This is a genomic window from Hydromonas duriensis, assembly GCF_004363775.1.
GTDB lineage: Bacteria > Pseudomonadota > Gammaproteobacteria > Burkholderiales > Burkholderiaceae > Hydromonas > Hydromonas duriensis.
Map to the genome: position 1 here is coordinate 1 of NZ_SNZE01000015.1, position 12,262 is coordinate 12,262.

Sequence of the window (12,262 nt, forward strand, 5' to 3'; positions counted from 1 at the left end):
ACTCAACACTGCACAACCTTCGCATCCTGCTGCGACCTCGGCCACAACAGAAGCGAGATTATGAACACATCAAACATTTCTGTCAAGAAGTTTTTACACCTTCGACCATTTTATTTTAGTTGTTAATGGCGGAAATGACGGACACCTGTTGTGACCATCACGATGCCGCGCTCATTGGCTGCTGCAATCACTTCGTCGTCGCGCATTGAACCACCTGGTTGAATCACGCAGCTTGCGCCCGCATCAACCACCACGTCCAAACCGTCGCGGAAGGGGAAGAATGCATCTGAGGCAACTGCCGAGCCTTGTAAACTTAAGCCAGCATGTTCGGCTTTAATTGAAGCGATGCGCGCCGAGTCAATGCGACTCATTTGTCCTGCGCCAACCCCTAAGGTCATTCCACCTGCGCAAAACACAATGGCATTTGACTTAACGAACTTTGCCACTTTCCATGCGAACAACAAATCATCCAGTTGCTGCTCTGTTGGTTGTTTTACAGTAACAACCTGCAAATCAGCCCTACTCATGCTAAGGCAATCCGCTGTTTGTATCAACAAGCCAGAACCGACGCGTTTAACATCCATCTGGTTTTGAGTATGTCCAATCCCATCGCCTTTGGGCAAAGCGATTTTGAGCACACGCACATTACTCTTTGTTTTAAATACTTCCAATGCTTCTGGCGTGTAGTCTGTGGCAATCAATACCTCAACAAATTGTTTGGACACCACGTGCGCGGCCACGCCGTCGAGCACACCATTGAAAGCAATAATGCCACCAAAAGCTGAGGTTGAATCTGTTTTAAATGCTTTTTCATAAGCCTCGAGCGCATTGACACCCATGGCGACACCACAAGGGTTTGAGTGTTTGACAATGACACATGCAGGCACATCAAAGGATTTAACACATTCCCATGCCGCGTCGGCATCGGCAATATTGTTATAACTGAGTTCTTTGCCTTGCAATTGAACCGCAGTGACCAAAGAACCTGGTGCGGGATTTACATCGCGATAAAACGCCGCACTTTGATGCGGGTTTTCACCGTAACGCAGGTCTTGTAATTTTACAAATTGCCCATTGGTTTGTTGAGGAAATAAAGCGCGAGTACCATCTTCTTGAATGCTTGATAAGTAATCGGATATGGCGCCATCATATTGACTGATGCGATTGAATGCCGCAACTGACAACTTGAATTTTGAGGCCTCAGACACATCACCTCTGGCATTCAACTCTTCCAGCACCGATGCGTATTGCGAAGCGTCTGTCAACACAACAACATCTCGCCAGTTTTTTGCTGCACTGCGCACCATCGCAGGACCGCCAATGTCGATGTTTTCAATCGCATCTTCCAACGTGCAACCCGCTTTCGCGACTGTCGCTTCAAACGGGTACAGGTTGACGACCAACATATCAATGGTTTCAATTCCATGTGCAGCCAGCGCGTCCATGTGTTCACTCAACTCTCGACGCGCGAGCAGTCCACCATGAATTGTAGGATGTAAGGTTTTCACGCGGCCATCGAGCATTTCTGGAAAACCTGTATGGTTCGCCACCTCAACAACGGGCAAACCGTTGTCTGCCAACAATTTTGCCGTCCCACCTGTCGACAAAAGTTTGACACCTCGTGCGTGCAAAGACTGTGCTAATTCAAGAACGCCTGTTTTATCAGACACTGAAAGTAGAGCGGTTTTAATCATGATAGCCTTAAGAATTTAAATAAAAGAAGAAATTATTTTTTGGCTTCTAAGTCATACGCCAATAATTTTTTACGCAATGTGGCACGGTTGATGCCCAGCCATTCGCTGGCTAAACTTTGGTTACCTTTGGTTTTTTCCATAACCAATTCAAGCAAAGGCTTTTCACAGGCCGTCAATAACATTTGGTGTAAATCATGAGGTTGCGCGCCTTCAGCACCTTCAAGTGCATTCAGATACACCTTAAAATGGTGCTGGATGCACTCACTGATGTCGACCATTTCGTCGTGTGAAAGTTCTGCGTTAACCAATTCAAAACTACTTGTACTCATCTTATTAATTCTTAATTTATGTGTGAAATAAAAGTTTAAAAAATACCACTACATTAAACATCCAGATAAGGCAGGCGCTCGTGATGCACCGCCAATTCATCAAAAAAATCCGCCACCGACTGATATTGCGCGTCCAAGGTGTTTAAATCATTCATTCGGCGACGAAAATCCAAGCCGCCCATGATATTTTGAACATACCAGCCAATATGCTTGCGTGCCGTCAGCATGCCTGTTCGTTCACCATAAAAATCATAGTGCTCCTGCAGGTGCGCTAGAAGCAAGTGTTTCGCCTCAATAACGGTCGGTGCAGGCAACAATTCACCATCTTGCAAAAAAGCCGCAATTTCCCTAAAAATCCAAGGGCGACCTTGCGCCGCACGTCCAATCATAATGGCATCCGCGCCTGTATAATTAAGTACGTCTTTGGCTTTTGCTGGCGATGTGATGTCGCCATTGGCGACCACGGGAATAGAAACCGCCGCTTTCACCGCACGAATGGTGTCATATTCAGCCTCGCCTTTGTAGCCATCTGCTCGCGTGCGTCCATGCAAAGTTAACATTTGTACGCCCGCAGCTTCCGCGATGCGTGCGATGGTCATTGCATTTTTATGATTCGCATTCCAGCCCGTGCGAAATTTCAAGGTCACGGGCACGGATACCGCTTTCACCACCGCCTCAATGATTTCAGCTACCAAGCGTTCATTGCGCAACAAGGATGAACCCGCCGCGACATTGCATACTTTTTTGGCGGGGCATCCCATATTAATGTCAATGATTTGCGCGCCTTTGTCCACATTAAATTGCGCAGCATGTGCCAACATGGCCGCATCTGAACCCGCGATTTGCACGGCAATCGGCGATGTTTCACCATCATGATTTAAGCGACGGGTACTTTTATCGGTTTTCCACAACAACGGGTTGCTCGCTGCCATTTCAGATACGGCGTAACCCGCCCCTAGTGTTTTACACAGCTGACGAAACGGCCTATCGGTTACCCCTGCCATTGGAGCGACAAATAAATTATTGGGAAGTTGATGAGAACCAATGCGCATAAAACTTTTCAACTCGTGGAGAAATCGCCTTGGTATGGTATTGCAGAGCGAAGGTTTTTGATGGTGACATTGTATCAAAAAGCATGAACGCTTCGCAGACAATCTGCGTAAAAAATAAGCAATATTTTGCTTGACAAATGAGCTATCGAAATATAGAAAGCGCGTCGAATGACACGCTTTCTATATCAAAAACAACAGCTCATGTGTGACTCACCACTTCACTTACCATTTTGGTTGGTACTGCAGTGAGAGCAAGACATTGCGCGGCATGGCATTGTAGCCATACAGTGGCTGATAGGTGCGATTAAACACATTGCCCACACTGAGACCGAACTTGAGCGTCTTCGTCAAGTTGTAATACGCAGCGGCATTGAGCACACCATAGCCTGCGACCGTACTGCCTTCGACGTCTTTCATATGGCCTTGCAGCTGCCAGTTGAGTTGAGCCGACCATTTTCCCCACGTTTTGCCTACACCGATGCTGCCAAACACGCGCGGTTGTCGCAACAAACGTTCTCCTGTATCTGTATTTTCAACATTTTGATAGGTCAAGCCAATATCTGCTGTCCAACCATTTTGATTGTACGTGCCATGCCACTCAATGCCTTTTGCTGTCGCGCGATTGAGGTTGTACGGAATGTAGTTTGAGTCCAAAGCTATTTTGTCGCGATAGCGTGTTTCAAAAGCGGTGATGCGGCTGGTCAAATGTTCACCCACGTATTGCGCTCCAATTTGCGTGTATACGGCGTGCTCTGACTTTAAGTTTGGATTGGAGGACGGATAGTATGTGCCAAACGCATAATAGCCAGGATAGTACAGCTCATCAAATGTGGGGGCTGAAAAACCATTGCTATAACCACCAAACACTCGCCAACGCTCACTGACATCAAAGCCGTAATTAATCGAGCCTGTGTTTTCACGCGCAAGACCTGACATCTTGTCGGTGCGTGCGTTTAGCTGCAAATGATGGCGGTTTTTATCCAGAACATAACCAAGCCACATACTATCGGTCTTTCGGCTTGTGTTGTCATAAGCGGTGGTACTGCTTAGTTTTTGTTGGTTGTGCGAAAATCCGATGATGTAATCGCCCATCTCGCTGTGAATGTCGTTTTGCCAAACCATTTCCCGCGTGCGGGTTTTGTTTTCATCGTTGCCGTAATAGGCATAATTATTGGCTTTGTCCGTGTATTGTGACAAGCGCAGGCTGCTTTTCCAATAATCCGTGATGCGATTATTGGAGTACAAACTGATGTTTTGCAGCCGCACGGTGTTGTGCAAATTCGCATCTGGGTCATCGTACTGATTATCGTAATCACCCTTGCCACGGCTTTCAAAAAAACGCAAACCAAACTCGTTATTGTCATTCGGTCGATAACGCACCGCACCATTGGCACTGTCATTTTTGTATTTATCTTTATCCGCATTGGCAAACGGGCGCACGGTTTGGTTCATGGCACTGATTGCGTTCTCTTCTTCATGCGCAATACCAAAAGTCGCCTGCACCTTATCTGTACCGCCACTCACTTGTGCCGAGGCTTGACGCTGCCCATGCGACCCCGCCGCCACTCGCACCGTCAAATTTTGTTCCGCGCTCATTTTTCGGGTGAACACTTGCACCACCCCGCCTGTTGCTTGTGAGCCGTATAACGCGGACACATTCCCTCGAACAATTTCGATGCGCTCAATCACTGATAGTGGTATTTGCTCCAAAGCCCCCGTCCCAGCGGACAAACTACTCATGGGAACACCATCCAACAATATCAAGGTATGGCGCGGCTCGGCCCCTCGCATAGTCACTCCTGTAGGACGGCTACCTTGCACACCCGATTGTCGAATCACTACGCCTGTCTGCATTCTTAACAAGCTGCTCACATCGGACACAGATGCATTTTCAATATCTGCCCTTGAAATCACCGTGGTACTGGGTAAAGCATCTGCAACCATTTGCTCACTTCGCGCAGCGGTAATCACCACCTCAGGAAGTGCTTTGTCATCAGCTTGGTTTTTAGCGGCAGGTGTTTGCGCATAAGCGGCACTTGCCCCCAGCATCACACACCCACCCCAAACCATTTGTATGCGCACGTACGCGCGCGTGAATTTCGGACACACCAAACGTGCATCAGTTTTAAATACTGTCATGTTTACTCCTCAACTTTGCGACCCGCAAAGCATGGGTTAAAAGAAACACGCGCGTTATTTTCATCTGCGCACGCGCTCCATTGGTCGGTCTCCGGGCTAACCCATAACGCCAAACACCTTCCCATCAGAGCAGCACGCCCGCGAGGTGCGGGGTACACAATCAGACAGTGGTTTATTGTTGGCGCGGACTCAATTCAGTCAGGGCATACCGTTGCGGGTGCAGCATGGTCAGCGCATTGTGGTCAACGCTGCCGATTTCCCGTTTCACTCTGTGCCTGTAAAAATCAGGCAAGAGCACCAATAGGTGGTGTCACTGTACTGGATAGCCTATAAAAAGGCAATGGAAAAACCCCACCATTCCCACATGCACTTTCATCATTTTCGAGTAAAATAGACGCGATATGACGCAGTGTTATTCGTTTATCTGCGCACTTGTTCCGATGTAAAACCAATTTGTGCTTGACTCACATCACCCTGTCAACCCATAACAATATTTAAACATGCTCACACCCCTTAAAGACCTCGAACAAAAATTGGCGCAACTCATCGCCCATATTTCACAAATTCGTGCCACGAACCTCAGCTTGCGTGAGACCAATGCTGCATTGCGCACCGAAAATCAGCAGCTGCTTGAGCACATGGCGCAAGCTCAAAATCGAATCGACTTACTCTTGCACTCTTTGGAACAACATGACGAAGCTTCCGATACAGAAGGGAGCAAATAATGAATCATGCCGTCAAAAAAGATGCGCTTAATGTCACGATTTTAGGTCGCAACTACACCTTACTGTGCGCACCCGATGAAAAAGCCTCTTTACTCGCTTCGGTCGCTCTGGTTGACCAAAAAATGCAAATGATTAACCAACAAATGGATTTATCGGGACATGATAAAATCGCCGTGTTTGCCGCATTACAAATTGCTCATGAACTGCTTCAACTTAACCTTCAAAACAGCACAAGCATCGAGGCAACCCAGCGCATTAACCGAATGAATGACAGCATTGACGAGGTGCTCAACGAGTCTCACCCTTCATTACTTTAAATCTTTAAATGTAAATGATTTAGACTCTGCGCCCATCAAGCTTTCATCTATCCATTCTTGCGGTTGGTCGTTATGACCAGCCGTTTTTTATGTCTATTTTTTAATCATTGCCTATTTTAATGACCATGCCCAAATCGCCTCATCCTCGCACAGTTCAAATCGCTCTATTCGGCATCTTTGCCTCTTTCGGCGTGTTAGTCGGATTGTGGGCCGCGGCCATTCCGCTGTTACAAAAACGTTTAGCCCTGAGCAACGACATGATTGGGCTCAATATTTTTTGTTTTGGCATGGGCGCGGTGGGCGCGACCATTGTCATACCCAAATTGATTGCACGACATAACACACGTGCAGTCATGCGGGTTGCGGGTTGCGGCATGTGGCTGCTTTTTCCTTTAATGATAGCAGCCCCCTCTTTTGTTGCACTCATGATGGCATCGGTTTGCGTGGGGTTTTGCTGCGGCGCGTTGGATGCGTCGATGAACAGTCATGCCTTTAACGTTGAACACCACTTACAAAAACCTTCATTGTCTTTATTTCATGGTGGCTACAGTTTAGGCAATATCTTGGGCAGTGCCGCTGCCGCTTTGGTGCTGTATTTGACTTTATCTTATACAACCAGCGTATGGTTTTTTTCAGCACTGGCACTTGGGGCGATGTGGTGGTGGGTGTCGCTATGCTATCCTGAAGATGTGGTGGCGCAAAAGCAGGACAGCACAACAGTTCACCAGCGCGCACCACGCGCACTGATTATCGTTGCGGCATTGACTGCGATTAGTTTTTTTGCGGAAGGTGCTGTCGGCGATTGGTCTGGTTTATTTTTGCGTGACATTAAATCCGCCAGCGCCACTCAAACCGCTCTGTCCATGGCTGCATTTGCATCAGGCATGACAGTGGCTCGCTTTTTAGGTGACAATTTACGTGCGCGCTACGCCACATTGCCATTACTTTTTTTCAGCAGTGCTTTAGCCAGTCTAATGTTGGTTGGATTTTTAATGGCTCCAAATGCACCCTTGGCTTTACTTGCACTTGTGTTCGCGGGCTTGGGTTACGCCAACTTGGTGCCTTTATTGTTTGTAAGGGCTGCAAACATTGCGGGCGTTCCTCCCGCTCGCGGCGTTGCCTTCGCCGCTGGCATGGGTTACGCCAGTTTATTGGGCGGCCCCGCATTGCTCGGCTATTTAGCAGAACATTTGGGACTGGCAACGGCATTGACATTAGTGGTATTTGGCACGTTGCTTATTTGTTTTGAAAGTCGCTGGAAAATATCACGGTCAAAAAGCTAATCAAAAAAATCCCACTGCCTCGGCCGTGGGATTTTTTTATGGTTTATTATGCTTTGCTTATACTTGCGCGCCAAAATTTGGATCGCGTCGGTCAACACCATCTCGACCCAGCTCATTCTCAGGCACCGCCAAATCTTTGGCCGTCACCCCCAGCCACATGGCAATCGCAGCGGCCACAAACACCGATGAGTAAATACCAAAACAAATACCAATCGTCAACGCCAATGAGAAGTAATGCAATGTTGGACCGCCAAAAAAGAACATCGCCAAAACCATCAGTTGTGTTGAACCGTGGGTGATGATTGTACGGCTCGTGGTCGAGGTAATCGCATGATTCATCACCGCAGGGACAGTCAAGCCACGACCTTTGGGGTCACGGAACACTTCTCGAATACGGTCAAAAATCACCACAGACTCATTGACGGAATAACCCAAAATCGCCAAAATCGCAGCTAATACCGAGAGTGAAAACTCCCACTGAAAAAACGCGAAAAAGCCCAAAATAATGACCACGTCGTGTAAGTTGGCAATAATACCTGCGACCGCAAACTTAAACTCAAAGCGAAATGCCAAATACAACACAATCCCAATCACGACAAACAACAAAGCCTTACCACCATCGCTGGCAAGCTCTTTACCAATTTGCGGACCGACAAACTCAGTTCGTTGCAATTTAACGGTTGAATCCTCAGCTTGCAAAGCAGTTAACACTTGCTCACTTTGAACTTTACTTTCAACGCCCTCTTTAATCGGTAAGCGAATCAAAACATCACGCGGACTACCAAAATTTTGAACTTGCGCGTCGGTATACCCTATTTTTTTCAAACTGTCGCGGATGCTGTCTAGGTTCGCCGCTTGCGTGTACTGCACCTCTGTCAGCGTACCGCCCGTAAACTCAATTGAAAAATGCAGTCCACGTGAAAACAAGAAAAACACCGCTAAAAAGAATGTCACCAACGAAATCACGTTAAACGTAACCGCGTATTTCATGAAATTGATGTCTTTTTTAAATCGGAAAAATTCCATTTTATAACCCCTTTATCCGATATCTATTATTTTTTAGAAGCCGATGAGGCTTCATCCATGACTTGCGTAATTGCAGTATCAGTATTCGCTTCAGCACGCCAAACCTGACCGATTGAAATGCTGGCCAAACGCGCACGACGACCGTACCACAGATTTACCAAACCACGCGAGAAGAACACGGCTGAGAACATTGACGTCAAAATACCCAAACAATGCACCACCGCAAAACCTTTAATCGGACCTGAGCCAAACAAGAGCAAGGCCAAACCTGCAATTAAAGTGGTGAAGTTCGAATCCAGAATCGTTGCAAAAGCACGGTCATAACCCAGCATAATTGCATTTTTAGGCGTAGCCCCATTCCGCAACTCCTCGCGTACCCGTTCATTAATCAAAACGTTGGAGTCAATCGCCATACCAAGCGTTAAAGCAATCGCGGCGATACCAGGCAAGGTCATGGTTGCACCGATCCACGACAATAAAGCAATCAATAACAATAAGTTCATGCCCAATGAAATGACCGAAAATACGCCAAACATGCGGTAATAAATGAGCATGAATAGGGCAACCGCTAAGAAACCATATTTCAAAGAGTTAAACCCCTTGTCAATATTATCCGCCCCCAAAGACGGGCCCACCGTGCGCTCGTTGATAATTTCCATGGGCGCGGCCAATGCCCCTGCGCGCAAGAGTACCGCCAAATCATTGGCCTCCTCGGCTGAACCCGAACCCGTAATTTGGAAACTATCGCCAAACTCGCCTTGGATGGTTGAAACCGAAATGGCTTCGCCTTTGCCTTTTTCAAACAAGAGAATCGCCATTGGCTTTTTCAAGTTATCGTGCGTGGTTTGACGCATCACCTTACCCGCCGCACTGTCCAGCGTCACGCTGACTGCGGGTTGATTTTCTTGTGTGAAGGTAACCGTTGCGTTGGTCACTGAGTCGCCTGAAACAATCACTTGTTTTTTGACCACCACTTCACCGTCACCATTTTTAAATTTTTCGTTATTAAAGCCGTTACCCGTTTCAACCAAGCGCATTTGCAACGTTGCCGTGCGGCCGATTAAGTCTTTGGCTTTTGCCGTGTCTTGCACACCAGGCAACTCGACCACAATGCGGTCTGCACCCTGCTGTTGCACCACAGGTTCAGCAACACCCAATTCATTCACGCGGTTATGCAAAGTGCTGATGTTTTGTTTCAAGGCATTTGTTTTGACTTCTTGAGTCGCCACTTCGGTCAAAGCAATATCAAGATTATTGCCATTGGGCGTGATATTCAAATCAGTATGCGTTTTCAGAATTTCGCCACGCGCATTATTGGCTGTATCAGGGCTGTCAAACATCAACGTCAAAACGCCGTTTTTGTTGTCACTGTTCGCGACAATGATTCTTTTGTCTTTTAAGGATAAGGTCAATTCGTTTTGTAAACTGTCCAAACGCTTTTGAATCGCGCCATCCATTTTGACTTCAAGCAAGAAATGCACGCCGCCACGCAAATCCAAGCCCAAGGCCATCGGGCGGGCGCCCAACGCACTCAACCAATTGGGCGAGTTAGACATTAGGTTCAACGCAACAATATACTGCGGGTCGTCTGAATTGGGATTGAGAGCCGCATTCAACACTTCTTTGGCTTTAAGCTGCGTGTCCGTATCTTTGAAACGAATGCGAAATGAGCCCACACTGCCATTTTGGCTAAAATACACGCCTGTGTTGCTGATGTTTTGAGCGGCCAAAGTCTGCTCAATCATACTCTGCATCTGCGACGTGACTTTAACAGTCGACTTGCTCGCCGACACTTGAACAGCGGGCACCTCACCAAAAAAATTGGGGGCGGTATAAATCAGGCCAAATAACAGCACCACTAAAATTACTATATATTTCCACAACGGATAACGGTTCATACCATCACTCACACAGTACTTACGAAAAAACACAATCAAATTTTTTCGTGATTAGATTTAAAATCTTTGTCGAGAAAACACCGAAAAGACCAAAGAGATGACAACAAAATCATAAGGCACAATCAGCACGCTGAAACTTGCTTATCATGCCTTATTGATATTCCAATAAACCACAAACCGCCATGACCACAAATGCGGCATGGCGGCTTTACATCTTTTTCAAGTGAACACTCAGATTACTTGATTGAACCCATCGGCAAAATTGACTGCACCGCGCCGCGTTGGAATTGCATCTCCACCGCTTGTCCTGCTGCGCGTGCCACTTCCAATGTGACGAAATTGTCGTCGGTTTTGGTGATTTTACCCACCACACCACCAATGGTCGCCACTTCATCGCCTTTTTTCAAGGCGGCCAACATGGCTTTTTGCTCTTTTTGGCGTTTCATTTGAGGACGAATCATCAGGAAATACAACAATACGAACATCAAAATGAACGGCAAAAATTGGGCTAACGCGCCGCCTGACATTTCACCTGCAGCTTGAGCATGTGCATCGGTAATAAAAAACATATCCACTCCAAAAATAAAAATAATACAGGCGCGATTATAGCACCAGATGTTTAATCGGCGACATCTTGCCGCAACTTATCTTATGCAATGCCCCGCGCACGATTGGCATGAAATTGCGCCACCACTTCGTCAAAGCGGTCGTTGTCCAAACCATCGCGCAACTCTTGCATCAATTGCAGATAGTAGTGCAAATTATGAATCGTATTGAGCTGCGCCCCTAGCATTTCATTCATTTTGTGCAAATGATGCAAATACGAACGGCTAAAGTGACGGCAAGCATAGCATGTGCACGTGTCGTCAATCGGTGCAGTGTCGTGCTTATACCGCGCATTTTTGATTTTTAAATCACCAAAGCGCGTAAACAACCAGCCATTGCGTGCATTGCGCGTTGGCATGACACAATCAAACATGTCCACCCCCTGTTGCACGCCATAGACTAAATCTTCAGGCGTACCCACCCCCATCAAATAACGCGGCTTGTGTGCAGGTAAACGATGCCCGACATATTCCAGCACCCGATAAAAATCTTCTTTCGGCTCGCCCACCGACAAACCACCAATGGCCGTGCCATGAAAATCCAATTCATTCAAACCCGCCAACGACTCATCGCGTAAATGCGTATACATGCCGCCTTGAACAATGCCAAATAAAGCATTGGGGTTGTTCTGTGCATTAAATTCATTCAATGACCGTTTTGCCCAGCGCAAACTCATTTCCATTGAGTCTCGCGCCTCTTTTTCTGAAGCGGGGTACGGCGTGCATTCGTCAAACTGCATGACAATATCGCTGTTGAGCACGGTTTGAATCTGCATCGACACTTCGGGGGTTAAAAACAATTTATCACCATTCACGGGCGAGCTGAACATCACGCCTTCTTCTGAAATTTTGCGCATCTCGCCGAGCGAAAACACCTGAAACCCGCCTGAATCCGTCAGAATCGGCTTATTCCAATTCATAAATTGATGCAACCCGCCATGGGTTTTCATCACATCCAAACCTGGGCGCAACCATAAATGAAAGGTATTGCCCAAAATAATTTGGGCATTGATATCACCCAACATGTCTGGGTTCATGCCCTTGACCGCGCCGTAAGTCCCAACAGGCATAAAAATCGGCGTTTCGACCACGCCATGATTCAGCGTCATCGTGCCACGACGCGCCTTACCGCTGGTTTTATGTAATTTAAAATTTAAGCTCATGAGTTCAAAAAATATTTTTTAATTGATTCTG

Annotated in this window: 11 protein-coding genes and 1 riboswitch; of the genes, 3 read left to right on the top strand and 8 right to left on the bottom strand. The window is 47.0% G+C overall.

The features are described from left to right. Nucleotides 1–122: 122 nt before the first annotated feature. The 4 genes from purH to DFR44_RS07425 form a co-directional block, all read right to left on the bottom strand. A complete protein-coding gene (gene purH, locus DFR44_RS07410) occupies nucleotides 123–1,694 on the bottom strand; it encodes a bifunctional phosphoribosylaminoimidazolecarboxamide formyltransferase/IMP cyclohydrolase (RefSeq protein WP_133620619.1) in 1,572 nt (523 codons plus the stop codon). A gap of 32 nt (nucleotides 1,695–1,726) precedes the next feature. Then, nucleotides 1,727–2,023, bottom strand: coding sequence for a helix-turn-helix domain-containing protein (locus DFR44_RS07415; protein WP_425459566.1), 297 nt, complete (start codon nucleotides 2,021–2,023; stop codon nucleotides 1,727–1,729). Nucleotides 2,024–2,076: 53 nt separating this feature from the next. After that, nucleotides 2,077–3,075 carry a tRNA dihydrouridine synthase DusB gene (gene dusB, locus DFR44_RS07420; RefSeq protein ID WP_133620621.1) on the bottom strand — a complete coding sequence of 333 codons (999 nt, stop codon included), beginning with the start codon at nucleotides 3,073–3,075 and terminating at the stop codon, nucleotides 2,077–2,079. A gap of 222 nt (nucleotides 3,076–3,297) precedes the next feature. Continuing rightward, nucleotides 3,298–5,214 (bottom strand): TonB-dependent receptor domain-containing protein, encoded by a 1,917-nt coding sequence (locus DFR44_RS07425; protein WP_133620623.1) that lies wholly within the window; start codon nucleotides 5,212–5,214, stop codon nucleotides 3,298–3,300. A gap of 65 nt (nucleotides 5,215–5,279) precedes the next feature. Beyond that, nucleotides 5,280–5,531, bottom strand: a riboswitch (cobalamin riboswitch). 183 nt (nucleotides 5,532–5,714) lie between these two features. Here DFR44_RS07425 and DFR44_RS07430 point away from each other — a divergent pair. The 3 genes from DFR44_RS07430 to DFR44_RS07440 all read left to right on the top strand — a co-directional run bounded on the left by DFR44_RS07430 (nucleotide 5,715) and on the right by DFR44_RS07440 (nucleotide 7,539). Then, entirely contained in the window at nucleotides 5,715–5,939 is a 225-nt protein-coding gene (locus DFR44_RS07430; RefSeq protein ID WP_133620625.1) for a hypothetical protein, read from the top strand. Continuing rightward, nucleotides 5,939–6,256: a cell division protein ZapA gene (locus tag DFR44_RS07435; protein ID WP_133620627.1), complete on the top strand. Its 318-nt coding sequence runs from the start codon at nucleotides 5,939–5,941 to the stop codon at nucleotides 6,254–6,256. The genes DFR44_RS07430 and DFR44_RS07435 overlap by 1 nt, the downstream gene beginning before the upstream one ends. A 119-nt stretch (nucleotides 6,257–6,375) precedes the next feature. After that, complete coding sequence (locus tag DFR44_RS07440) at nucleotides 6,376–7,539, top strand: MFS transporter (RefSeq protein WP_133620630.1); 1,164 nt, start codon at nucleotides 6,376–6,378, stop codon at nucleotides 7,537–7,539. A 57-nt stretch (nucleotides 7,540–7,596) separates the two neighbouring features. On the opposite strand, the gene secF is transcribed toward DFR44_RS07440, so the two are convergent. The 4 genes from secF to tgt form a co-directional block, all read right to left on the bottom strand. Further along, the gene (gene secF, locus DFR44_RS07445; RefSeq protein ID WP_133620632.1) at nucleotides 7,597–8,565 is read right to left on the bottom strand and encodes a protein translocase subunit SecF; all 969 of its coding nucleotides are present in this window, start codon (nucleotides 8,563–8,565) and stop codon (nucleotides 7,597–7,599) included. Nucleotides 8,566–8,591: 26 nt separating this feature from the next. Continuing rightward, on the bottom strand, nucleotides 8,592–10,463 hold the full coding sequence (secD, locus tag DFR44_RS07450; RefSeq protein WP_133620634.1) for a protein translocase subunit SecD: 1,872 nt from the start codon (nucleotides 10,461–10,463) through the stop codon (nucleotides 8,592–8,594). Nucleotides 10,464–10,699: 236 nt separating this feature from the next. After that, a complete protein-coding gene (gene yajC / locus DFR44_RS07455) occupies nucleotides 10,700–11,032 on the bottom strand; it encodes a preprotein translocase subunit YajC (protein ID WP_133620636.1) in 333 nt (110 codons plus the stop codon). Between the two features lie 80 nt (nucleotides 11,033–11,112). Then, nucleotides 11,113–12,231 carry a tRNA guanosine(34) transglycosylase Tgt gene (gene tgt, locus DFR44_RS07460; RefSeq protein WP_133620638.1) on the bottom strand — a complete coding sequence of 373 codons (1,119 nt, stop codon included), beginning with the start codon at nucleotides 12,229–12,231 and terminating at the stop codon, nucleotides 11,113–11,115. Between the last annotated feature and the right edge of the window lie 31 nt (nucleotides 12,232–12,262).

Bases quoted from the DNA above. Each gene is read 5' to 3' on its own strand.
- purH (WP_133620619.1), bottom strand. From the start codon at position 1,694: ATGATTAAAACCGCTCTACTTTCAGTGTCTGATAAAACAGGCGTTCTT.
- DFR44_RS07415 (WP_425459566.1), bottom strand. From the start codon at position 2,023: ATGAGTACAAGTAGTTTTGAATTGGTTAACGCAGAACTTTCACACGAC.
- dusB (WP_133620621.1), bottom strand. From the start codon at position 3,075: ATGCGCATTGGTTCTCATCAACTTCCCAATAATTTATTTGTCGCTCCA.
- DFR44_RS07425 (WP_133620623.1), bottom strand. From the start codon at position 5,214: ATGACAGTATTTAAAACTGATGCACGTTTGGTGTGTCCGAAATTCACG.
- DFR44_RS07430 (WP_133620625.1), top strand. From the start codon at position 5,715: ATGCTCACACCCCTTAAAGACCTCGAACAAAAATTGGCGCAACTCATC.
- DFR44_RS07435 (WP_133620627.1), top strand. From the start codon at position 5,939: ATGAATCATGCCGTCAAAAAAGATGCGCTTAATGTCACGATTTTAGGT.
- DFR44_RS07440 (WP_133620630.1), top strand. From the start codon at position 6,376: ATGACCATGCCCAAATCGCCTCATCCTCGCACAGTTCAAATCGCTCTA.
- secF (WP_133620632.1), bottom strand. From the start codon at position 8,565: ATGGAATTTTTCCGATTTAAAAAAGACATCAATTTCATGAAATACGCG.
- secD (WP_133620634.1), bottom strand. From the start codon at position 10,463: ATGAACCGTTATCCGTTGTGGAAATATATAGTAATTTTAGTGGTGCTG.
- yajC (WP_133620636.1), bottom strand. From the start codon at position 11,032: ATGTTTTTTATTACCGATGCACATGCTCAAGCTGCAGGTGAAATGTCA.
- tgt (WP_133620638.1), bottom strand. From the start codon at position 12,231: ATGAGCTTAAATTTTAAATTACATAAAACCAGCGGTAAGGCGCGTCGT.